19 protein-coding genes and 5 pseudogenes are annotated in these 21,647 nt (G+C 63.2%); 14 read left to right on the top strand and 10 right to left on the bottom strand.

Annotated features, from left to right (window positions below):
- Positions 1 to 269: 269 nt before the first annotated feature.
- Together Sa4125_RS24020 and Sa4125_RS24015 are read left to right on the top strand one after the other, a co-directional pair.
- The gene (locus Sa4125_RS24020; RefSeq protein WP_224008395.1) at positions 270 to 527 is read left to right on the top strand and encodes an antitoxin; all 258 of its coding nucleotides are present in this window, start codon (positions 270 to 272) and stop codon (positions 525 to 527) included.
- Positions 524 to 850, top strand: a complete 327-nt coding sequence (locus Sa4125_RS24015) for a type II toxin-antitoxin system PemK/MazF family toxin (RefSeq protein WP_224008392.1) — start codon at positions 524 to 526, stop codon at positions 848 to 850. Before Sa4125_RS24020 ends, Sa4125_RS24015 begins: the two co-directional genes overlap by 4 nt.
- A 216-nt stretch (positions 851 to 1,066) precedes the next feature.
- Here Sa4125_RS24015 and Sa4125_RS24010 read toward each other — a convergent pair whose 3' ends face one another.
- From Sa4125_RS24010 to Sa4125_RS24000, 3 genes and pseudogenes are all read right to left on the bottom strand, one after another.
- Positions 1,067 to 1,324, bottom strand: a complete 258-nt coding sequence (locus Sa4125_RS24010) for a type II toxin-antitoxin system VapC family toxin (protein ID WP_224008389.1) — start codon at positions 1,322 to 1,324, stop codon at positions 1,067 to 1,069.
- Positions 1,324 to 1,569, bottom strand: a complete 246-nt coding sequence (locus tag Sa4125_RS24005) for a type II toxin-antitoxin system VapB family antitoxin (protein WP_224008386.1) — start codon at positions 1,567 to 1,569, stop codon at positions 1,324 to 1,326. Before Sa4125_RS24005 ends, Sa4125_RS24010 begins: the two co-directional genes overlap by 1 nt.
- A 141-nt stretch (positions 1,570 to 1,710) precedes the next feature.
- Positions 1,711 to 2,133: pseudogene (locus Sa4125_RS24000) on the bottom strand (hypothetical protein); the annotation flags it as partial.
- Between the two features lie 492 nt (positions 2,134 to 2,625).
- Here Sa4125_RS24000 and Sa4125_RS23995 point away from each other — a divergent pair.
- Complete coding sequence (locus Sa4125_RS23995) at positions 2,626 to 2,976, top strand: antitoxin Xre/MbcA/ParS toxin-binding domain-containing protein (RefSeq protein ID WP_224008383.1); 351 nt, start codon at positions 2,626 to 2,628, stop codon at positions 2,974 to 2,976.
- Positions 2,977 to 3,057: 81 nt separating this feature from the next.
- Here Sa4125_RS23995 and Sa4125_RS23990 read toward each other — a convergent pair whose 3' ends face one another.
- The gene (locus Sa4125_RS23990; protein WP_224008590.1) at positions 3,058 to 3,510 is read right to left on the bottom strand and encodes a nuclear transport factor 2 family protein; all 453 of its coding nucleotides are present in this window, start codon (positions 3,508 to 3,510) and stop codon (positions 3,058 to 3,060) included.
- A gap of 650 nt (positions 3,511 to 4,160) precedes the next feature.
- Here Sa4125_RS23990 and Sa4125_RS23985 point away from each other — a divergent pair.
- A complete protein-coding gene (locus Sa4125_RS23985; RefSeq protein ID WP_224008381.1) occupies positions 4,161 to 6,089 on the top strand; it encodes a methyl-accepting chemotaxis protein in 1,929 nt (642 codons plus the stop codon).
- Here Sa4125_RS23985 and Sa4125_RS23980 read toward each other — a convergent pair.
- Positions 6,086 to 6,241 (bottom strand): annotated as a pseudogene (locus Sa4125_RS23980) (IS630 family transposase); the annotation flags it as partial. The gene Sa4125_RS23985 and the pseudogene Sa4125_RS23980 sit on opposite strands and share 4 nt — an antisense overlap.
- A 92-nt stretch (positions 6,242 to 6,333) precedes the next feature.
- On the opposite strand from Sa4125_RS23980, the gene Sa4125_RS23975 reads away from it, so the two are divergent.
- Positions 6,334 to 7,140, top strand: a complete 807-nt coding sequence (locus Sa4125_RS23975; protein ID WP_224008377.1) for a GAF domain-containing protein — start codon at positions 6,334 to 6,336, stop codon at positions 7,138 to 7,140.
- Here the strand turns inward: Sa4125_RS23975 and Sa4125_RS23970 are convergent.
- Positions 7,131 to 8,191 (bottom strand): IS630 family transposase gene (locus Sa4125_RS23970; protein WP_224008374.1). Its coding sequence is split into 2 segments (ribosomal slippage): positions 7,131 to 7,711 and positions 7,711 to 8,191, totalling 1,062 coding nucleotides; the frame shifts between segments, so codons are not numbered across the junction. The genes Sa4125_RS23975 and Sa4125_RS23970 overlap by 10 nt on opposite strands.
- A gap of 21 nt (positions 8,192 to 8,212) precedes the next feature.
- Between Sa4125_RS23970 and Sa4125_RS23965 the strand changes: the two genes are divergently transcribed.
- Entirely contained in the window at positions 8,213 to 8,554 is a 342-nt protein-coding gene (locus Sa4125_RS23965; RefSeq protein ID WP_224008371.1) for a PAS domain S-box protein, read from the top strand.
- A 32-nt stretch (positions 8,555 to 8,586) separates the two neighbouring features.
- On the opposite strand, the gene Sa4125_RS23960 is transcribed toward Sa4125_RS23965, so the two are convergent.
- From Sa4125_RS23960 to Sa4125_RS23950, 3 genes are read right to left on the bottom strand one after another with little or no spacing between them, the layout of a single operon-like run.
- Positions 8,587 to 10,119 (bottom strand): IS66 family transposase, encoded by a 1,533-nt coding sequence (locus Sa4125_RS23960; RefSeq protein WP_224000747.1) that lies wholly within the window; start codon positions 10,117 to 10,119, stop codon positions 8,587 to 8,589.
- A 57-nt stretch (positions 10,120 to 10,176) separates the two neighbouring features.
- Positions 10,177 to 10,533 carry an IS66 family insertion sequence element accessory protein TnpB gene (tnpB, locus tag Sa4125_RS23955; RefSeq protein ID WP_224000737.1) on the bottom strand — a complete coding sequence of 119 codons (357 nt, stop codon included), beginning with the start codon at positions 10,531 to 10,533 and terminating at the stop codon, positions 10,177 to 10,179.
- Positions 10,530 to 10,964, bottom strand: coding sequence for a transposase (locus Sa4125_RS23950; protein ID WP_224000735.1), 435 nt, complete (start codon positions 10,962 to 10,964; stop codon positions 10,530 to 10,532). The genes tnpB and Sa4125_RS23950 overlap by 4 nt, the downstream gene beginning before the upstream one ends.
- Here Sa4125_RS23950 and Sa4125_RS23945 point away from each other — a divergent pair.
- From Sa4125_RS23945 to Sa4125_RS23915, 7 genes and pseudogenes are all read left to right on the top strand, one after another.
- Positions 10,948 to 12,411 carry a GGDEF domain-containing phosphodiesterase gene (locus Sa4125_RS23945; protein WP_224008368.1) on the top strand — a complete coding sequence of 488 codons (1,464 nt, stop codon included), beginning with the start codon at positions 10,948 to 10,950 and terminating at the stop codon, positions 12,409 to 12,411. The two genes, Sa4125_RS23950 and Sa4125_RS23945, sit on opposite strands and share 17 nt — an antisense overlap.
- 15 nt (positions 12,412 to 12,426) lie before the next feature.
- A protein-coding gene (locus Sa4125_RS23940; protein ID WP_223999062.1) for an IS3 family transposase occupies positions 12,427 to 13,580 on the top strand; the annotation gives its coding sequence in 2 pieces (ribosomal slippage) (positions 12,427 to 12,691 and positions 12,691 to 13,580; 1,155 coding nt in all).
- 34 nt (positions 13,581 to 13,614) lie between these two features.
- A pseudogene (locus tag Sa4125_RS23935) lies at positions 13,615 to 14,214 on the top strand (EAL domain-containing protein); the annotation flags it as partial.
- Between the two features lie 91 nt (positions 14,215 to 14,305).
- Positions 14,306 to 16,414, top strand: a complete 2,109-nt coding sequence (locus Sa4125_RS23930; RefSeq protein ID WP_224008364.1) for a diguanylate cyclase — start codon at positions 14,306 to 14,308, stop codon at positions 16,412 to 16,414.
- A 271-nt stretch (positions 16,415 to 16,685) separates the two neighbouring features.
- A pseudogene (locus Sa4125_RS23925) lies at positions 16,686 to 16,796 on the top strand (type II toxin-antitoxin system MqsR family toxin); the annotation flags it as partial.
- A gap of 274 nt (positions 16,797 to 17,070) precedes the next feature.
- Positions 17,071 to 18,206, top strand: a protein-coding gene (locus Sa4125_RS23920) for an IS3 family transposase (RefSeq protein WP_223998800.1) whose coding sequence is annotated in 2 segments (ribosomal slippage) — positions 17,071 to 17,338 and positions 17,338 to 18,206 — 1,137 coding nt in all. Because the reading frame shifts where the segments join, the coding sequence is not laid out codon by codon here.
- Positions 18,207 to 18,383: 177 nt separating this feature from the next.
- Positions 18,384 to 19,722 (top strand): annotated as a pseudogene (locus Sa4125_RS23915) (IS1380 family transposase).
- A 328-nt stretch (positions 19,723 to 20,050) separates the two neighbouring features.
- Here the strand turns inward: Sa4125_RS23915 and Sa4125_RS23910 are convergent.
- Positions 20,051 to 20,977, bottom strand: coding sequence for a zincin-like metallopeptidase domain-containing protein (locus Sa4125_RS23910; protein ID WP_224008361.1), 927 nt, complete (start codon positions 20,975 to 20,977; stop codon positions 20,051 to 20,053).
- A gap of 337 nt (positions 20,978 to 21,314) precedes the next feature.
- On the opposite strand from Sa4125_RS23910, the gene Sa4125_RS23905 reads away from it, so the two are divergent.
- The gene (locus Sa4125_RS23905) at positions 21,315 to 21,638 is read left to right on the top strand and encodes a type II toxin-antitoxin system RelE/ParE family toxin (RefSeq protein WP_224008358.1); all 324 of its coding nucleotides are present in this window, start codon (positions 21,315 to 21,317) and stop codon (positions 21,636 to 21,638) included.
- The last annotated feature ends 9 nt before the right edge of the window (positions 21,639 to 21,647 follow it).

Raw genomic sequence — 21,647 nt, 5'->3', positions numbered from 1 at the left:
GGTCCGTCAGCCGGGGCGTTCAGGGAGACGGCGCACCCGCGCGCGGACGAGCGAAGCGACAGACGCGAAGGGCCGGAACGAAGAGGAGGACGGCGAAGCCGTTGCGCCAGCGCCCGACCCCGGCAGGACCGCCCGCCGGGACAGGGCCGCAGATCGCGCCTTGCCTTTCTCGGCTCAGCCATCAATTCCGGCGCAATCCATCTGCGTTGAAGACAAGATCCCGATGTGTTATACTCCCGTATAACTCTCAGGGCGTATTGGAGACGCAGATGCACACCACAAACCTTCGCAAGGTCGGCGGTTCGATCATGCTGGCCGTCCCGCCCGCACTGCTTGACGTTCTGCACCTGTCCGCCGGCGCGAAGGTCGGGCTTGCCATCGATAACGGCCGTCTCGTGGTCGAGCCGCAGGCGCGGCCGCGCTATACGATGGCGGAGCTTCTGGCCGCGTCCGATTATCCCCAGCCGCAGCCTGCCGAAGAACGCGAATGGGTGGACGCACCAGCCGTGGGCAACGAACTCCTATGAAGCGCGGCGACGTTTACATCGTCGATCTGGAACCGACCCACGGCCGTGAACAGCGCGGGCATCGCCCAGTCGTGATTGTCTCCCCCGACGATTTCAACCAGGCCACCAACCTGCCGGTCATCGCGCCGATCACGAACGGCGGCGACTTCGCTCACCGCATCGGCTTTGCCGTCCCGCTCGACGGGACCCAAACTACCGGGGTGGTGCGCTGCGATCAGCCCCGCGTTCTCGACATCAAAGCCCGCAACGGCCGCAAAGTGGAAACCCTTCCGGCGGCGATCATGGACGAGGTCTTGGCCAGGATTGCGACCATCTTCTACTGAGGCGTGCGCCTCATAGAAGGATGACTACGTCGCAAACTCAGAGATCGCTAGGCTGCGTGTCGAAAGCCGTCAAGTCACAACATCCAGATCGGTCTGCCGAAACTCGTCTGCCGTCGCGAGGATTGGAACGCGATAGTATTTGGCACAGGCGTAGTGCAGGCAGGCGCCGAGGTTGAGCCCGTGGTGCCCGGCGCGGTAGCGGTGTGCGGCCGAAAGCTAGAGGACCACGGTGCGCTTTGCCGGCGGCAGATCGGGGACCTCGATGCCGCGCTCATCAAGGAACTCGAGAACGATGGGCTCCACAACCTCGACGCTCAGGCCAAACTTGTCCGGCCGCGCGAGACCGGGAGCGGCTTCGAGAATGGCGACCGGCGAGGTGATCTGCTTCGTCGCGTCGGCGAGAGCGTCCGAGACCCGTTCCGCCTCAGGCTCGTCGGAAAGGAGGGCGATGATCGCAGAGGCGTCGACGAACATCAGTGGTCCTCCCACATCTCGTGGAAGGCTTGGGCGGGGAGCAGCTCGCGCGCCTCGTCGGCAAGGGCGATGCCATGCTTCTCGCGAAGCCGAGCCGCCGTCTGCCGAGGCGTTTCGCTGTTGCGCCGATGCTCGATCGCCTCTTTCATGGCGATGACGATCGCATCGGTGATGCTGAGGCCTGCCATTGCAGCGAACTTGCGCGTGAGGGCATCGGCCTCGGGATTGTTGACGTTTATCGGCATGGCGGCCTCAGTGTAGATGGGTTTTGAATGTAATGTAGATGGCGCATTCTACATTGCCAATAGCTTTAGAGTGTATGCGCAGCGCTCTCGCGTGAGCGCCTGCGGAAGACAGGCGGGGCCGAAGCCCCGCCATCCGGCGCCTCAGCCGAGTGCCGCCATCTGCATGTCGGCCGCCTTGCGGTCGACGGTGGCACCGGGGTTCTCAACCTGGCGTTCGAAGGGCTTCCAGCGCTCTCCGACGATTTGCTCGTAGGCCGTAACCGCCCCTTCGGCGGCCATGCGCAACGCGTGGGACTGAAGACCCATGTCGGCGGCGAATTCGCGCTTGCGCTGCGCGGAACTCTGGAAGCCGACCGGCCCGTCGAGGTCCTCGTCGCGAATGTCATTGGCGAGCTTAGCCGTGAGATCGCGTGCCTCGGTTACCGCTCTGGAGTAGAACTGTCCGGCGCCGTGGGCCGAGCCGACATAGGCGCCAACGATGCGCTGGAGGTGGATCTGCATCGCCCGGTCGCTGATGCCCTCCTTCATCGCGTCGGCGGTTTCGATCAGCAGGCGCTCGTGGAGTGCTGGTCTCCGGCGCGATCAGCGGCGGCTGTACGATACCGACGGCCTTGATCGTCGCCAGCATCAGCGCATCGGCCTGGGGGTTGGATTTCGTCTGGCGAGCACGGTCGGGGTTTTCCTTGAGCGCGCGCAGATCGACTGTCATGAGACGCATCGGATGCTCCTGTTCGGGTTTTCAGACACGGCCCTGCGCCGGTCCTTTTCCGTCTTCTTCCCGAAGACATCCCCCGCAGCGCGGAGCGGCACGAGCCGGCGCAACTCGAGGCCGAGCATCCCTGCCGGGCAGACCAAGCGAGGCCAAAGCCCTGCGAAGGACGACGGTCCGGGATCGCGAGGACGACGGTTGAGCGTCAGCGGCGACGGCGAAGCCGGTCTGCGAGGAGGTTGCCCCTCCCTCTCTTCCTCGAATTCACTACGCCATAGATGCCGCTTGAAATGCCGCTGAAACCCGTCAAGATTCACGCCAAATGAGATGACCGAGAAAGCCGGCTGATGAGCATGATGCGATACTCTAAGAACGGCTTCTTCGCGCCCGCCAAGATCGCCAATGCCTTTCGCACGACCAGCGAGGAAGTCGCGCGCACGGCGGGACTCGGAAAGGATGCCGTTCAACGCAAAGACCGCGTGAGGTCGGGTCGGACGCAACGGCGGCTGCGTGAGGTCGTGGAAATCATCAACAAGGTCGAGCCGCGTTTCGGCTCCGCCCTGATCTCATACGCCTGGTATCGCTCCGAGCCGCTGCCGGGTTTCTCCGGCCAGACGGCCATGCAGCTCGTGCGCGGCGGCCGAGCCGAGGACGTTCTCGACTACATCGACGCGGTGGACGCCGCCGTCCACGCCTGACGATGCCGATCCCCTATCGCGGCGCGCTCTATCGTGCCTCAATCACGACAACTGCACCACACTACCAGCCCCGAAAACGCTCTAGTCCGCGTTGGTGCCTTCGAACATCGTATTGCCGTTTGGCGCTGGTTCGGCGGGCACGGCCTGCATCACGTCCCAATGCTCGACGATCTTGCCGTTGTGCACGCGGAATATGTCGACAATCGCATTTCCGGGAACGTCCGGGCTGATGCGGGAATGCGAATGCAGTACGACCAGATCGCCTTCGGCAATGACCCGTTTGATTTCGTTCGATGCCGTCGGGTTTTCTTTAAAATAACCTTCAAAGAAACCGTAAAATGGCTCCGGACCATTTGGAACTTGCGGATTATGCTGAATGTAGACGTCGCCGATATAGGTATCTGCAGCCTCTTTAGGTTTATGATCCCGGAAAGCCATCGTATAAAAATCTACGACGATCTTCTTGTTGGCGTCCTCGAGCGGTCCAGCAAAAACTCCATTCGAGAGCCCAGCAAAAATTGTTGCCGCGATCATCAGTCTTGATGCAACTTTATGTTTAAGTGCAGTTGCTTGCATTCACCTGTCTCCGCTGGATCTTCGTTGTCTCTGGCCTGCCCCTCTTGGGTGGTCCAGGTTCAGTCTTAGTGTATGACCGGCTTGGCGCCAAGGCTGGCGTGGCCGGTGAAGCCGGTCCGGATGGCGGCGCCCGGTTTTAATCACGACGCGGGCCTCGGCGAGACTTGTAAAAGATCTTGCCGTTGAGGAGCTTGGAATTGGAGCTCTCCTAATAGCCGTTCGCCAAGGGCTGCTAGACTCGATGTAGGCGGTTTTCGCACTAACCGCGCCTCGAAGCCTGCGACCAGACGGTGCTGGAACCCGGCGAAGCGGTGATCGTGACGACGCCGACGCCAGGCGGTTTTGGTAGTGCCTAAGCTTTCGGCCGACTGTTTAGATGGGGCGAGAATCTTTCGTTGACGGGTTGCTCCCGAATTCTGGTCGGTACGAATTGACGAAAATCTTAAGTGTTGTTGGGTCATAACGGTAGCGTCGAGTATCCGCCCGCCATGCGTCCGGCTCCCACAGGGCCAGTGCATGCCGACTGGAGGATCGTCGGCTAGGGCCTTTCGGGCCGTGCGACGTTCGGAATCCGCCGGCGTGCTGCGGCTACGATGGAGAAATGATTGATGCTCCGCAATGTTTCGCTATCGGCCAAGGTCTCCGCGATGGCCGTCGCAGGAATTGCCGCATTGACCGTCCTTTTCGGACTGGCCGGCGATTTCATGCTTCGGCAAGAGGCCGGGCTTCGCGCTTCCGAGCGGCAGGAAAGCAACATGCGAGTTGCCTGGGATGTGCTCGGCCGTCTGGGCGTCGAATTCCGCGCCGAGGGAGACAAGCTCTACGCCGGAACGACGCTCCTCAACGATTTCTATGCACCGGTTGACCGCGTGAAGGAACTCGTCGGTGGCACCGCAACGGTCTTCATGGGCGACACGCGGATCGCAACCAACGTCAAAAAGCCCGACGGCAGCCGCGCCGTCGGCACCAAGCTGGCGCCGGGCCCGGTGTTCGACGCGGTCATTGGAGCCGGCAAGCCCTATCGCGGCGAGGCGGAGATCCTCGGAACACCCTTCTTCACAGCCTATGATCCGATTAAGGACGCCGCCGGAAAGACGATCGGCATTCTCTATGTCGGCATTCCGAAGGCGGAATTCTTCGCCTCGATCCAGACATTGCAGTATCGCCTCGGCGCGATCTCGGTGGTCGCCGCGATCGCCATCGGGCTGATCGTCCTGTGGTTCTCCGGGCGCATGTTCGCACCGTTGCGCAACCTTGCCCGCACGGTCGCCGAGGTCGCGGACGGCCAGACCGACCGCGAGGTCGTCGGCATGGACCGCGGCGACGAGATCGGCCGCATGGCGAAATCCGCTGAGCATCTGCGCCACGTCACGATCGAGCAGAAGCGCCTCAAGGCTGAAGCCGCCGCCGCTGTCGAGAGGGCGGAGATCGATCGTATCGAAGGCGAGAAGATGGGCGAGGGCTATCTGAAGGCGCACGCGTTCTTCATGGCCGAGGTCACGACCGGTTTCGAGCGCCTGTCGAACGGCGATCTCACCACACGGCTTTCCAACGAATTCTCTTCCGATTACGAGGCGATGCGCGGCCTGTTCAACGCCAGCGTCGCCAAGCTCGAGGAGGCACTGACGAGCGTCGTCGGCTCGATCGGCTCGATCCGCACCGGCCTGTCGGAAATCTCCGTCGCCTCGAACGATCTCGCCCAGCGCACCGAGCAGCAAGCGGCCTCGCTCGAGGAGACCGTCGCCGCCCTCTCCAAGGTGACGGGCGCGGTCAACGAGACCGCATCCGGTGCTGGCCGGGCACAGGATGTCGCGCTGACCGCGCAGAAGAATGCGGAGAGCGGCGGCGAGATCGTTTCGCGCGCGGTTTCCGCCATGTCGGAGATCGAGCAGTCCTCGGACAAGATCGGCAAGATCATCGGGGTGATCGACGAGATTGCCTTCCAGACGAACTTGCTGGCGCTGAATGCCGGCGTCGAGGCGGCGCGGGCGGGCGAAGCGGGCCGCGGGTTTGCGGTGGTCGCGCAGGAAGTGCGAGGCCTTGCGCAGCGTTCGGCGGAAGCGGCCAAGGAGATCAAGACGCTGATCTCGACGTCGCGCGGCCAGGTCGAGCGGGGCGTCCAGCTCGTGACCGCCTCGGGCCAGTCGCTCGGCGAGATCGTCGCACAGGTCGCCGAAATGTCGACCGTCGTCACCGAGATCGCCAAGAGTGCTCGCGAGCAGGCGATCTCGCTGCGAGAGGTGTCGACCGCGGCCGACCGGATGGACAAGGTGACCCAGCAGAACGCGGCGATGGTCGAGGAGACGACGGCGGCGGCCCAGACGCTGACCAACGAGACCGAGGAGTTGGCCGACATGGCCGGACGATTCAGGCTGTCCTCAGCCCCTGCATGTCATGGCTCCACATTGCGCGGAAGGGACCCTGCGCGGAACGCTCCTCGTGTGCGCGCCGAGCCGGTCGCGCAGATGCGCACAGCGGGAAGCGGCGGTGCCGCGCCGAAGAGCGGTGCCGAGGAAGACAGCTGGGAGGAGTTCTAGTGGATTGACTGCAACTTCTGGAACCCTCGGTTCCTAGCGGCAATGATGGCGTCGGGGTCGGCGCGCCAAACGAAGGGTCCCGGGCTATGGTTGTGCTCGGCGAGGAAGCGGTTGATGGCGGTTTGCAGATCGACGACGGATCGGAACACGCCGTTCGTACGGCTGCATCTGAGTAAAGCACGATCTAGCCTGTCATCAGCTTGTTTTGGCATCTGTTACGAGTGGTAGGCAAGGATCCGACTGCATGACGAAACCACTCGGGCAACTGACGGCAGTTGGATGCTTGAGCTCCAAATCGGCCTCCGAGGCTGAGCGCCTGCAAGCACTTTACAACTTGGAAATTCTCGGCACCGATCCTTCGCCCGAGTTCGACCGCCTATGCCAAATGGCGCAGACTGTGTTCGGCGTGCCGATCTCGCTCATCAGCCTCCTTGACCACGACCTCCAGTGGTTCAAGGCCAAGTGTGGTCTTGATATCGACGGTACGACGCGTGACGTCGCCTTCTGCAACAAGACAATCCTAAGCGACGCGGTGCTGGTCGTTCCGGACGCACTTGAAGACGAGCGCTTCGCCGGCAATCCGCTGGTGACGGGTGAGCCATTCATCCGCTTCTATGCGGGCGCACCCTTGATCCTCAGTCCTGGCGTCCGTCTCGGTTCGGTCTGCGTCATCGACAGCAAGCCCCGATCCATCACTCGCCGGGAAGCGGAGGTCCTCAAACAGCTTGCTGCTGCCGTTGTCGGTGAACTTCGACGGCACCGTTCCGATCTCGAACTTCGTTCGGAGCAGGCTGCTCGGGAAAGCGAACTCTCGACTCAACGGCAACTCCTATCGCAGGTAGAGAACGGGAGCGCATCGGGGAGTTGGGAATACGATCGCCTCACGGGAATCGGCCGTTGGTCCGTCGGTCTATATCGCCTGCTTGGCTACGAGCCCGACGAAATTACACCGCATTACGAGCTGTTCCGACGGCACGTCCATCGCGACGACACTCACGTCCACGACCGCGCGATGTCGGCGGTGATACCAACGAGCGCTGATCAGAACTGATGCGCCCAATCGCGCATGCCGATGGAGATGATTTTCCAAGGTTGATCGACGAGCTTGTTCCAGGCGTCACAGCAGTGGGCGACGATGTCGTCGTAGTCGGTGAAGATGCGGTTGGAGAGCCAGTTGTCGCGCAGAAACTGCCAGACGTTCTCGACCGGGTTCAGCTCAGGGGCGCGAGGTGGCAGGAAGAGCAGCGTGATGTTGGCGGGCAGGACGAGCTTGGGCGTCATGTGCCAGCCAGCGCGGTCCAGGATCAGCACGGCATGAGCGCCGGGATCGACGGCACGTGAGATCTCCGCCAAGTGCTGGTTCATCGCGCCGGTGTCGCAATAGGGCAGGACAAGGCCGGCGCCCTTGCCCTTCTTCGGGCAGACGGCGCCGAAGATGTAGGCCCACATCGTGCGCTGGTCGTGCGGGGCGGAGGGCCTCGTGCCGCGTCTGGCCCAGCGGCGGGTGATCTTGTTCTTCTGACCTATCCGAGCCTCGTCAGCCCACCAGAGCTCGATTTCGGTGCCCTGCGGGAGTTGGGCCTGGATGGTCGCCAGCTCGGCTGGGAAGCTTTTTTGAAAGCCTCCACCTCGAACTCGTTCTGCGCATAATGGCGCGGACGGGCCGACAGCTTGGCAAAGCCGAGCGCCCTCAACTCGCGTCCGACCGTGGACTCATCCAGCGAGATGCGGAATTCCTCGAAGATCCACCGCACGAGGTCCTTGCGCCGCCAGCGAACGACGCCGTGGATTGCCGGGATTGGACCGCTGTCCACGATCTGCGCCAGCGCCTGGCGCTGCGCATCGTTCAGCTTGGAGGGACTGCCCGGCGCCTTGACGTTGACGAGCCCTGCCGGACCACGTTCGTTGAACCGTACGACCCAATCGCGCACGATCTGCACGGTGACGCTGCCGATCCGGGCCGCATCGGTGCGTGAGCCGCCCTCGTAGATCGCAGCCAACGCCAGAAGACGGCGAGCCTGGTTGGCGTCCTTGGTCTCCCGCGCAAGCCAGCGCAGGCCGAGACCGTCGAAATCGGCACGAAGGGGAATGGGCGTCGTCATGGCAAACCTCCGTTTGCCACCATGATTCAGATCGGGACAGGATTGGGAATCCCATACGAGTCAGAACCGTCACTCGTTGGTATGACAAGCGAAAGTGCCTTCGACGTCGAATTTAGGATCGTCGATACGCAAGGCATCACGCGATGGGTGTCCAGCCGCGGCGAGCCTCTTCACGAAGCGGACGGCACGACCCGGCGGATGATCGGCGTGCTCAGGGATATCACCACGGCGAAGAGGGCCGACGAGGCGCTGCGCGAGAGCGAGGACCGCTATCGTCATGTGGTGGAACTGAACCCGCGCATACCGTGGAGCGCCGATCCCGATGGCGCGATCGTAGACGTGAGCAGCCGATGGGTGCAGTGACAGGAATGTCTCGTCAGGAGTAAGCGTCGTCCTCAAGCCACGTCGGCGAGCGCGTCCGTGGGCCTAAACTGCCATGGCATGAGATCATCGATGCCGCTGTTGGGATGGCCCTTTACGATCAGCGTGATGACGGCGGTCATGTAGGCCTGTGGATCGACGCCGTTGAGCTTGCAGGTTTCGATCAGCGAAGCGATGACGGCCCAGTGGCCGGCCCCGCCGTCGGAGCCTGCGAACAGGGCGTTCTTACGGGTCAGGGCCAGCGGGCGGATCGAGCGCTCGACGGTGTTGTTGTCGATTTCCACACGGCCGTCGCCTGTAAAGAGGCAAAGGCCTTCCCAACGTGAGAGCGTGTAGCGGATCGCCTCGGCGAGCTTGGTCTTCTGGCTGATGAGCGCGAGCTTCTCGCGCAGGAATAGCTCGATCGCGTCGAGGACGGGCCTCGTTCTTTCCTGGCGTGCGTGACGGCGGACCTCGGCCGGTCGTCCCCGGATCTCGGTCTCGATCCGGTAGAGCGCAGCGATGCGCTCCAGCATCTCGGCCGCGATCGGTGCGGGGCCGGCGGCGGCGAGTTCGTAGAACCGTCGGCGGACATGCGCCCAACAGAAGGCGAGCCGGACATCCCCTTTCTCGGCCAGCACCTTGTAGCCGCCATAGCCGTCGACCTGGAGGATGCCGGCAAACCCCTTGAGATGGGCGATGGGCCGCTCGGCCTTGCGGTCGGGCGCATAGACATAGGCAACGGCGGGCGGGTCGCCGCCCTGCCATGGCCGATCGTCCCGGGCATAGGCGAAGAGCTGCCCGGTCTTTGTCCGGCCGCGACCGGGATCGAGCACCGGCGCCGTGGTCTCGTCAGCAAATAATTTCGATGATGCCTTGAGGTGGCCCAACAGCCGCTCGTGGATGGGACGCAGCAGGAAGGCAGCTCGACCGACCCAGTCGGCGAGCGTCGAGCGGTCGAGATGGACGCCCTGGCGGGCGTAAATCTGCGCCTGGCGATAGAGCGGCAGATGGTCGGCAAATTTGGAGACGAGGACGTGGGCGACGGTAGCCTCGGTGGGCATGCCGCCCTCGATCAGCCGTGCCGGCGCCGGCGCCTGGACGACAACGCCCTCGCAGGCCCGGCAGCCATAGCGGGGCCGACGGGTGACGAGCACCCGGAACTGGGCCGGCACGATGTCGAGCCGCTCGGCGACGTCCTCGCCGATGACATGCAGGGCATGGCGGCAGCACGGGCAGGCCTTGTCCTCGATGTCGACGACCATCTCGATCCGAGGCAGGTGGGCAGGCAGCGAGCCTCGATTTGCCCGGCGCTTGGCGGCGCGCTCTGTCCGAACGTCCGGAGCCGCGGCCTCTGCGGCCGCCTCGTCATCGGCTGCGGCCTGCTCGACCTCTTCGAGGCCCAGCAGAAGCTGATCTTCCGGCAGCGTCTCGGCCCGGCGTCCGAAGCGGTGGCGCTGCAATTCCTTGATGATTTGCTCGAGACGTTCAGCCCGCAGACGCTCGGTGATCAGCATCGCCTTGAGCGTGCCGGGATCGTCGGGAAGCGTGTCGGCAGCGGGTGTCATGCCAGAAGTGAATCACCTCCCAACGCCTGCGGCAACAGGCTTTTGTGTCCCCAGAGGTCAGCCTGATGACGACGGGACGCGGCTGGTCTGGACCTCGTGGACTCGGCGCCAGTCGAGGCCTTCGAGCAGCGCCGATAGCTGCGCCGCGGTCAGGTGCATGACGCTGTCCTGGGCCTTCGGCCAGCGGAACTGGCCGTCCTCCAGCCGCTTGGCGACCAGCACCACGCCGGTGCCGTCCCAGAATACCAGCTTGATCCGGTCGGCCCGCTTGGCCCGGAAGACGTAGACCGTGCCCGAGAATGGATCGGCGCCCATCGTCTCGCGCACCAGCGCCGCCAGTCCTTCCGCGCCCTTGCGGAAGTCGACGGGCTTGGTTGCCACCATCACCCGGACCGCGCCCGTCGGCCCGATCACGAACCACACTTCAGCGCCGAGATCACCGCCGCTATCGTCGTTGGGCTCGCGTCGGGGCCAATGCGAACAACGACGCCACAGAGCTCCAGTTCGATCCCGCCGCCGCTTCGAGCCGCAGCCCGCTTGCGGCGCGGCGGCTTCGGCGAATTGTGCGGCACGACACTCGAGGGCGGTTCGACGATGACGGGCACGAAAGCCGGCGAGGCCGCCGAGCCCGCATCGAACACACGGCGTGCCTCACGCCGCCACCCAAAAATCTGCTGCGGCAATAGCCCGTGCCGACGGGCCACTTCCGAAACCGCCGCGCCTGACACCAAGGTCTCCTCCAGGATCCGTGCCTTGTCGTCCGCCGACCAGCGACGCCGTCCCCCAGCCCCGTTGATCACCTCGACCCGGCGCATCGGCTTAAGCGTAATGTCAAATCCAGACACAGAACGATCCTCTTCAAGATCGTCAGACTCGCCTGTCAGGCCACAGCGCGAAAGGTGGAGCCGGGATGACGCTTACCGTCAGGAAGCGCTCGGCCACGGATGGCTAGATGCGCTGCATCCCGACGACCTTGAACCCACGGCACGGATTTGGCATGCATGCCTGGAGAGCGGCGCGCCTGTGACAGTGGATTATCGCATCTGTCAGCGCGACGGCAGCTATCGCTGGTTTCGTGCAGAAGGGGCGCCGAAGCGCTCTCCAGACGGGTCGATAGCGCGCTGGTACGGCACCTGCGAGGACATCCACGAACGCATGCTCGCCATTGAGGCACTTCGACAGAGCGAAGCGTTCTCCCGGAGCGTTCTCGAAAGCAGCTCGGACTGCATCACCGTGCTCGACATCGCCGGAAACATCCAGTTCATGAATCATCATGCGCTGCGGGCTGCTGGCATCGATACGCATGCCAAGGTCATCGGCAGACACTGGTCGAATCTCTGGCCACGTGAGTACGCACCCCACATCGCCGACGCCGTTCTTGTCGCATCGCAGGGCTGCGGATGCCGCTTCTCCTTACCCTACGCTCCTGCCGACGGACCACCGCGATGGTGGGACGTGCATCTGGGGCCAATCCGGGAAGCCGACGGCAAGCCCGGCCGCCTCCTGGCAGCGGCGCGTGACGTTACGGAGCAGAAACGCGCCCAGGAGAACATCACCCATGTCGCCCATCACGACTTCCTGACGGGACTACCCAACCGCATGAAGTTCAACGAAACGCTGAAGGAGACGCTCTCTCGCAGCGATGGCGCCGAGGTCGCGGTCCTTGTCCTGGACCTCGACGACTTCAAGGAGATCAACGACACCCGCGGCCACGCCGTTGGTGACGCACTTCTCCAACAAGTCGCGGAGCGCTTGACGAAGGTCACGGAAAAAGCCGGGCCGCTCGCTCGGCTGGGTGGAGACGAGTTCGCGGTCATCCACGCCGTATCGGCCAGCGGCGTGGCACCGCTTGAACTCGCCGAAAGCGTCGTTGGGACGATGAAAGAGCCGTTCGAGATTGGCGGCGATCACCTCCAGGCGGGTGTCAGCGTCGGAGTCGCCGTCACACGCCGTTCCGGCCAGCAAGTAGAGGAGCTGTTCAAGGAAGCCGACATCGCACTCTACCAAGCTAAGGCGGACGGCGGCAGCACGGCCCGACTCTACGAGGCGGCCATGCAGGAAGCAATCCACACGCGGCAAGCGCTGAAGCACGACCTGTTGTCGGCGCTGGAGCGCGGCGAGTTGAGCCTGGCCTACCAACCCCTCATGGATCTCTCGAGCGGACGCGTTCGATGCTTCGAGGCGCTGCTGCGTTGGCAGCATCCGGTTCGTGGCGTCGTCTCGCCAGTTGAGTTCATCCCGCTCGCCGAGGCAACCTGGACTTGCCCCGGAAAAGTGGAGAGTTCTCAATGAGGCATGAGGAACTCCATGGCGAAGACACAGCGACGATTTACGAAGGAATTCGAGGAGGAAGCCGTCCGTCTGGTTGAGACGAGCGGCCGGACGCAGCGCGAGATCGCGGAGGACCTTGGCGTTGGGCTATCGACACTGCGGCGCTGGATCGACAAGCGGCGCGACGCCTTGATAGAAAGCCCGCCTCCCGACCGCGTCGAGGACATGGCTGCGGAGATGAAGCGGCTGCGGCGGGAGAATGAGATCCTTCGTCAGGAGCGTGGCATCCTGAAGAAGGCGATGGCTTTTTTCGCCCGGGAGGGAAGTCGGTGAGGTTCGAACTCATCGATGCGGCGAAAGAAGAATTCCCCGTCCAGCGTCTCTGCAAGGTCCTCGGCGTCAGCTCGAGCGGCTATTTTGCATGGAAGGATCGACCGGCCTGCCGCCGGCAGCAGCGCGACATGGTGCTTCTGGCGCATGTCCGCTCGGCGTTTCGGTTGTCGAACGGCACCTATGGGAGTCCTCGCATGCGGCATGAACTCCAGGCCGAGGGGATCGCTATCGGGCGCCGTCGGACAGCGCGCCTGATGCGCGAGAACGGCCTCAAGGCCCGGCAGAAGCGGCGGTTCAAGCGAACGACGGACAGCCTGCACGCCTTCCCGATCGCGCCGAACCTCCTTGATCAGGACTTCGCGACCGAACGCCGGGACGAGAAGTGGGGAGCCGACATCTCCTATGTTTGGACGCGAGAGGGCTGGCTGTATCTCGCCGTCGTCATCGACCTGTTCGCCCGGCGCGTCGTCGGCTGGGCCGTCAGCGATCGTCTACACAAGGAGTTGGCTCTCGAGGCGCTCCGCAAGGCCCTCGTCCTGCGCCGCCCGAAAACCGGCCTGATCCATCATTCTGACCGCGGCAGCCAATATTGCTCGATCGACTATCAGGCCGAGCTACGCAGGTACGACGTGCTGATCTCGATGTCCGGCAAGGGCAACTGCTATGATAATGCGATGGTCGAGACCTTCTTCAAGACGTTGAAATCCGAGCTGGTCTGGCGCACCGTCTTCCAGACCAGGACCGAGGCGAAGGCGGCCATCGGCCGCTACATCGACAGCTTCTACAACCCCGTCCGGCGCCATTCCGCGCTCGACTTCATCAGCCCCGTCCAGTTCGAACGACTGGCCGCCGCGTAATCAAAACGCTCTCCACTAAAAGGGGGCAAGTCCAACCGGACTGATCCTGCCGATCGGCGAGTGGGTACTGGCTCAGGCATGCCGACAAGCCTCGACACTGCCGCAGGACGTCAGCGTCGCCGTGAACGTCTCGCCTGTTCAGTTCAGGAGCGGGAGCCTGCCACTTCGCGTCGCGGCCGTTCTGGCAGCATCCGGACTTCCGCCTTGCCGCCTTGAGCTGGAAATTACCGAGTCCGTACTCCTCAACGACAGCGAGACCAATCTCGAGCTTCTCCATGCACTGAAGGAGCTCGGTGTCCGCATCGCGCTGGATGATTTCGGCACGGGATACTCGTCACTGGGCTACCTCCGCACCTTCCCCTTCGACAAGATCAAGCTGGACCGTTCCTTTGTCGGCGACATCGGTATCTCGGATCAATCGGAGGCGATCATCGAAGCCGTCGGCAGCCTCGGTCGCTCACTTTCGATGACAACGACGGCCGAAGGTGTCGAAACCGAAGCGCAACTGGAGTGGCTCACCGCTCGCGGGTGGATGCAGGCGCAGGGCTACCTCATCGGCAGGCCGTCGAGACCGGATCAGATCGACCGCTTTATCGGAGTCAGCCCAAAACGCATTCTGGAACAAGGGGGTTGATCTCCGGCAAACAACAGCGTGAGCGTCTCTTTCCTCCCTTTGAAGTTGCCCGCTTGGCGTACCGTCTGCGGTCTTATTAGAAAGCTCCCGCATGGACCATGGCGAAGTTGCCGGGACGGCCGCTTCCGGAAATAATTCCGCGATCGATGCCGCGAACGCGCAGACAGGCGAAGTGCGGTCAGTTTTTGGCTGTATCGGAATCCGCCTGAGGCTTGTCGCCCTCATCGCTGTCGCGATCCTTCCGCTGACGCTGCTGATGGTCAATGATATCCGATCGGATTTCCGCAACGAGATCGCGTCGACCCAGGCGAGGGTGCAAGCCGCCGCGGAGCTCGCTGCCAGCCGTCACACCAGATCTTTCCTCGAAGCCCGGATCTTCCTGGAAGCGTTGAAGAATGCACCCGCCACTTTGCTGGCTGGCGGCGAGGAGTGCTCCGCCACGCTGGTGCGCTTTCGCGAAAACAATCCGCAGTTTAACAGCATCGGCGTCGTCGACCGCAACGAGACGCTGGTCTGCCACAGCTCGCTGTCGACGCCGCGGCGATATGCAAACTCGGTTGTCTTCGGTCGGGTCGCATCATCGGCAGACGACGCGTTCGTCGTCGGCGACTTCATTTTTGGTCGTGCGACGGGACGCCCGACGCTCAGCATGGCCATGGCCGCAGGCGAAGCAGGCAGCTCGGGAATGGTGTTCGTTGGCTACGACTTGGAGAACCTGCTCCTGTCTGCCGAGCCGGGCGGCTTGGAGACCGGCACCGTTGTATCGATGCTGGATCGCAGGAGCGGCCGCTTTATCACCGGCGACGGCAACGGCGGTGTGCGCCTGACGGATCCGATGCCCGACCATCCGCTTACGGTCGCGATCGGCAACGGAAGACGAGGAGTGACAGAAGTCGCTGGTCTCGACGGCGTGGACAGGATCTATGGGTATGCGCCCTTGGCCGTGACCGAGGCCGCGGGCTTTGTCATCACCGTCGGCGTCGCGCGTACGCAAGCGCTTGCTCACGTCTACGACGACTCACTTCGCGCGATGGCAACGGTTCTCGGCGTCACCTTGCTCACCTGTCTGGCGACATGGTGGCTCGGAGCGTGGACGCATCTTCGTCCGCTCGGCAAGCTCGGCGAAATGGCAAAACGACTCGGCGGGGGCGATCTGGACGCGCGGGTAGCCATCGATAGTTGGCAGGCACCGGAGTTCCGCAGCCTCGCGCGCAAGCTCAACAGGATGGCCGAAAGGCTCGACGAATCTCGTCGGGCTGAGCAAGCCTCGGCCGAACGTGACGCGATCTACAAGCTGCTTGCCGACAACACCGTAGATGTCGTCGCGCGCCTCGACACGGTAGGCATGCTCACGTTCGTGTCCCCCGCCGCTCTCGATGTGCTTGGGCATCGCCCTGAGGACCTGGTCGGGAGCGCAGCGGAGGCGATCAGCGTCGTTGAGGACCACGGGATCGTCGAGTCGCTTATTGCCAACCTCCAGTCGGGAGAGGCGATGTCCGACATTCGCTTCCGGGCACGGCGGCCCAAGGGATCCGAGGTCTGGATAGAAGTCAGCGCGCGACCGCTAGAGGGCGGCGGCGGCGTTCTCGTAATGAGGGACATCACCAGACGCAAGATCATCGAGGAGGAGCTGAAGGAGGCAAACGCCCGCCTGGAGATCCTGGCCTTCAACGACGCCTTGACCGGCCTCACCAACCGTGGCGCCTTCGACGAGCGCTTCGAGGCTGAGTTCGGCAGGGCTGTCAGGGAGAAGACGGACCTTGGCTTGATCCTCTTCGACATCGATCGCTTCAAGAACTACAACGACACATATGGACATCCGGCCGGGGACGAATGCCTCCGCCTCGTCGCCGACGTCTTGAAGCAGTGCCTGCGGCGTCCCGGGGACGTCGGCGCACGCTACGGCGGCGAGGAGTTCATCGCCATCCTCCCGAACACGTCGGCTGAGGGCGTTCTGGATCGGGCCGAATCCATTAGGCAAGCGATACGGTCGATGGGTTTGCGCCATACCGGGTCCGAGTTTGGGATCGTGACCGCGAGCCTCGGCGTCGCGACGATCCCGGCTGGAGCGGGATACCGGAACGCCACCGACATGCTCAAAGCTGTCGATCGCGCCCTTTATGGAGCAAAATCCGCAGGGCGGGATGCCGTTCGGGCTGCGAGCGATGACCCGTCACCAGCCGCGTCCCATTGCGTCTAGGAGCCTGATCAACGTCACCTCCGACGGCTTGCCGAGCCGCAACGCGAATCCCGGCAAGATGCACGTGCTGTTACTGACGGAGAGCGCCAGGACAGGCAAGCGGTCCCGGCGACGGTTTGACGCGATAGGCGTGCCTGCTTAGTGGCAAGGATTCGCAAGGGTGGAAAGATACCGCCCCGACCGATCGATGCGACTAGGCGGCTCGCAGGAAGGCTTCTAAGGCCTTCTGCGACCCGTCGGATCCGTCGGATCGCATCTGACACCACCGAAACGCGTCTGGCAGGACGTCTATCATGTCCCGGCGCGGGGCATGGTTTTGTATGTGAAGTTTCAGGCGGACGTCATCACCGAGTTCACGGTCATGTCTTTCAAGGAGAAATGAACATGGTGGCTTCGAAACAGGCTTTGCCGGAGACGATGGTTTCCCCGGAAACTGGGGAAACATTGCGCCGTGAGGTGCGGTCCTTCGTCGTTGCCTACAAGGGGGAGGCCATCACCGTGGCGCTGCCCGGCTATTATCCCGCAGAGGGCGATGATGGCGTCCATATCGGCGACGACATGGCGGTTGTCGACGCGGCCCTGCGCTCCCAGAGGTGGTCCCGGAAAACCGGACCAGCATTTAGGGTGGATCGCCTGATGAGAAGGACGATCCGAGCATGTCGAAGAGGGCGCGGTATTCCGCGGAATTCAAAGCCAAGGTCGCGCTGGATGCGATCCGAGGCGAGCTGACGCTGGCCGAATTGGCGAAGAAGCACGGGGTGCATCCGAATGTAGTCGGCCAGTGGAAGCGCCTGGCCATCGAGAACATGGCGACAGCGTTCGGGGGCGGCGTTGCCGAGACGGCCCAAGATCGCGATGCGGAATTCGAGAAGCTCCACGCCAAGATCGGGCAACTCGTTGTGGAACGGGATTTTTTGCAGAAGGCCTTCGGTCGATGAGCCGGGATCGAAGGCAGGCAGGCATCGAGAAGGACCATCCTCGTCTCAGCGTCCGGCGCCAATGCCGTCTTTTGTCGTTGACGCGCTCGACGCTGTACGCCACGCCCGCGGGCGAGAGCGCCGAGAACCTCGCTTTGATGCGACGGATCGACGAGCAGTTCCTGGAGACGCCATGGTATGGCTCTCGGCAGATGGCGCGCTGGCTGCGTCGGCAGGGTTATCTCGTCGGGCGTCATCGCGTTCGGCGGCTGATGCGCAAGATGGGCCTGTCGCCGATCTACCAGGCGCCGCGAACCAGCCAGCCGCACCCGCAGCACCGGATCTATCCCTATCTCCTGCGGGAACTGACGATCGAGCGGCCGAACCACGTCTGGTGCACAGACATCACCTACATCCCGATGCGGCGAGGCTTTCTGTATCTCGTGGCGATTATGGACTGGGCGACAAGGAAGGTGCTGGCCTGGCGGCTGTCGAATACGATGGACGTCGGCTTCTGCATCGAGGCGCTGGAGGAGGCCATGGCCCGCTTCGGCAGACCGGAGATCTTCAACTCCGACCAAGGCTCGCAGTTTACCAGCGCCGACTTCACCGACAAGCTGAAGGCGGCCGGGATCAGGATCTCGATGGATGGCAGAGGTCGCTGGATCGACAATCGGTTCATCGAGAGGCTCTGGCGGTCGTTGAAATACGAATGCGTCTACCTGAATGCGTTCGAGACGGGCTCCGAAGCCCGGCATGGGATCGGCTCGTGGATCAGCTACTATAATGCCGAGAGGCCGCATTCGAGCCTACATGACGCGACACCGAACGAAGCCTATGCGATGAGCTGGGCCGATGAGAAACTGGCGGCATAACCACAACCGCGTTCCACTCTAAATCCGCCGCTGGATGGTCTGAAAACCGGGACCACCTCTAGTTTGCTAGCCCGGATAATTCACCGGCGGTAGGCGGATGTAGCGCAAGCTTTTGAAACGTCGTATGAATTGGGTGTCGAGACCAAACAGCGCCATTTCCGCGAGACCACATCCGCCATGCGCGATCTTAACCCGATGCTGCCCGGCCTGTCACCGGTCTCCGGCAAGACCGTTGTGGCCAAATTCGATGGTGGGTGCCTGTCGTCCGATGGCGGATTGCTGCTGCTGCGCGAGGCCGAACAGCGCCTGAAGGTGGCCGATCGACTGGCTTTGTGTGTGTGCGATCCGCGCGATCCCACATTGATCACGCACAGCCTCGCCGACATCATCCGTTTTCGCATGCTGATGATCGCAGCGGGATACGAGGACGGCAACGACGCATCGGCCCTTTGAAGCGATCCGATGTTCAAGATGGCGCTCGATCTTGCCCCCTCCGATCGGGAACTCTGCTCGCAATCGACCATCTCCCGGCTGGAGAACCTGCCCGATCCGCGGGCCTTGCTGCGGATGGGACGAGCCATGATCGACCTGTATTGCGCGTCCTTCAAACAGGTGCCGAAACGGATCGTGCTCGATATCGACGACACCTTCGATGCCGTTCACGGCGGCCAGCAATTGCGTCTCTTCAACGCCCATCACGACGAATACGGGTTCCAGCCCATCGTCGTCTTCGACGGCGAGGGCCGCTTCGTAACAGCCGTTCTGCGTCCGGCCAAACGCCCGAGCGGCCGCGAGATCAAGCCGTTTCTGCGCCGCCTGCTCCGCTGTATCCGGGCCAACTGGCCGAGAACCGAAATCCTGCTGCGCGCCGATAGTCATTATTGCTGCCCCGAGGTTCTCGACTGGTGCCGCGCCAACGGCATCGACTACATCCTCGGCGTCGCTCCGACCACGACCTTGCGCCGCCATATCCTCGACCTCGAAGCTCGCACCGCACAAGCTCTTCGAGGCGGCGCCGGCTTGCGAGAAACTGCGGCGCTTCACGTCCTTTCATGACGGCGCCAAAAGTTGGAGCCGGGTCGAGCGCATCATCGCCCGCGTCGAAGTCGGCCCCCAGGGACCCGACACACGCTTCGTCGTCACCAGCCTCGAGGGCAAGCCCCGAGCTCTCTATCAGGACAATTATTGCCGGCGCGGTCAGGCCGAGAACCACATCAAATCCTGGAAAACGCATCTCGCCGCCGACCGCACCTCCTGCACCAAAGCCACAGCCAACCAATTGCGTCTCTTCCTCCACGCCGGAGCCTACTGGATCCTCTGGGGCTTGCGCGTCTCCATGCCGAAGCGGTCGAGTTGGCGTGCCTTGCAGTTCGACACGCTGCGTCTGCGTCTCATCAAAATCGCCGCCCGCATCGTCGAACTGAAGACGATAATCAGGATTCACCTGCCGACGTCATACCCGGCACAGGCAATCATTCCGGTTGCCCTAGCGCGCATTCCCCGTCTGGTCACATGAGCGGCGGGGCGACGACGGCCCCCTGACCTCAATCCCTCCCGGCAACCCGCAAACCGCTCCACCCTGCAATCCAGCAACCCGCCGGACCGATGACGCGCGTCGAGGCCGTCGAAAAATCGGAAAAGCCGGGAGAATGGCCGCAGAAAATCCGCCCCGATCCAAATAGGCGTGCATAATGCGGGCTAGAGATCCCGCCCTCGCCGGTCGAACCTCAAGGCGGCGTTGGCGCATCGGCACATGTACCGCCCTCTCCACTCGTGCCAGCTATCGACCATCGGCCACGGCGCGGCGCAGTCCCCTCGCGATGGTGAGATCGACGGTTGTGGCATCATGCGGCCTCCCGTTTCTCAACCGCAGCCGGTTGCAGGCTGTGCAGGAAAGCGACGGCCCGCTGCGCATGGGCGGCTGCCGCGAAGATCGCACGTCTGTCGCCGGACAGTACCTTCAGCCAGGCGTTGAGGTAACTCGCATGATCCTCGCGCGGCTCGAGCTCCGGCACGATGCCGAGATCGGCGCAGAGGAAGCAGCTCCCGAGCTCGGCGACGAGTTCCTCGCGGGCGCGATCGCTGCGGTCCTTGTGGTAGCGGGAGAGATCGCGGCCGACACGGTGGGACGGCGCCGTCCAGTGGGTTGCCTCATGGCCGAGAACGGCAACATGGGAGGCCGCGTCGCGGAACGCCTCGAAGGGCGGCATCTGGATATGATCTGAGGCCGGCGCATAGAACGCCTTCGTACCGCCATGCCGAATGACTGCCCCGGTGTTGGCGAAGAACCGGTCCGACTCGGCGATGCGTGCGACAGGATCGGGGACGGGCAAGGTGGGCGCGTGATAGCACTCCGGCAGCCCGTCGATCTGGTCGACGTTGAAGACGGTGTAGGCGCGCACGAAGGGGATGTCGCGCTCCACCTCGCCGCCAGCGCCGTCGCCCTCGGTCTTGGTAAAGCGGCTGGCGAAGACAACGGTCGAGCCGCTCTCGCCCTTTCGGACATGAGCGCCGAGCTCGGTCGCTTGCTTGAACGTCATCCAGGTCGGCGAGGCAAAGCCTCGGGCGACGGCCTCCGACCAGAGCAGCAGGACGTTCATGCCGGAATAGGGCTCGCCGTTGTGGCGCAGCGGCCGGGTGATGCGGCCCGAAGCGTTGGCCGCACTCCACGGCTGCATCCAGGGTTTCACGCCTTTTTCCAGATCCGCGATGATCCGGTCTGTGATCTGTGCGTAGATGTCGGTGCGCGTCTTTTCTTGCTTCCTGCTCATTTCCCTGAACCTCCGTCTGGAGGCCGCGCCGATCGCGGCCCCGTCACGGAGGTCCGTCAGCCGGGGCGTTCAGGGAGACGGCGCACCCGCGCGCGGCCGAGCGCAGCGAGGGGTGTGAAGGGCAAGAACGAAGAGGAGGACGGCAAAGCCGTTGCGCCGGAACCCGACCCCGGCAAGGCCGCCCGCCGGGACGGGCTGCGATGGGCGCTACAAGGCATCAGCGTCGTTGCGATGTTCCAATGCCAAGCGCCGGAACACTCTGCAAGTCCCGCAACATCATCTTCAAAGGCGAAAATACGGCTTGCAAGCTATTCGTTTATAAACGAATATGGGTAGTATGTTCGATGTTCGGCATTACTTGACCCAAGACGGCGACGACCTGATTGCCGGCTGGCTGCGCAAGCTCCGCAACGTGCAGGCCAAGGCCGCGATCATTCGACGCCTGAACCGACTCGAAGACGGCAACTTCGGCGATTTCAAACCGCTTCGCGATGGTGTGCATGAACTGCGCATTGATGTCGGCCCAGGATACAGGATCTATTACGCCCGATCGGGCAAGACGGTCATGCTGCTCCTGTGCGGCGGCACCAAGCGGACACAGGCCGCCGACATAGGCCGGGCGTGTGACTATTGGCGCGACTGGCAAAGCCGTGTCGATTGAAGGAGCAAT

It is taken from the genome of Aureimonas sp. SA4125 (genome assembly GCF_019973775.1).
Taxonomy (GTDB): Bacteria; Pseudomonadota; Alphaproteobacteria; order Rhizobiales; family Rhizobiaceae; genus Plantimonas.
Note: the sequence above shows the minus strand (reverse complement) of the source record. Positions and strands in the feature narration are given on the sequence as shown.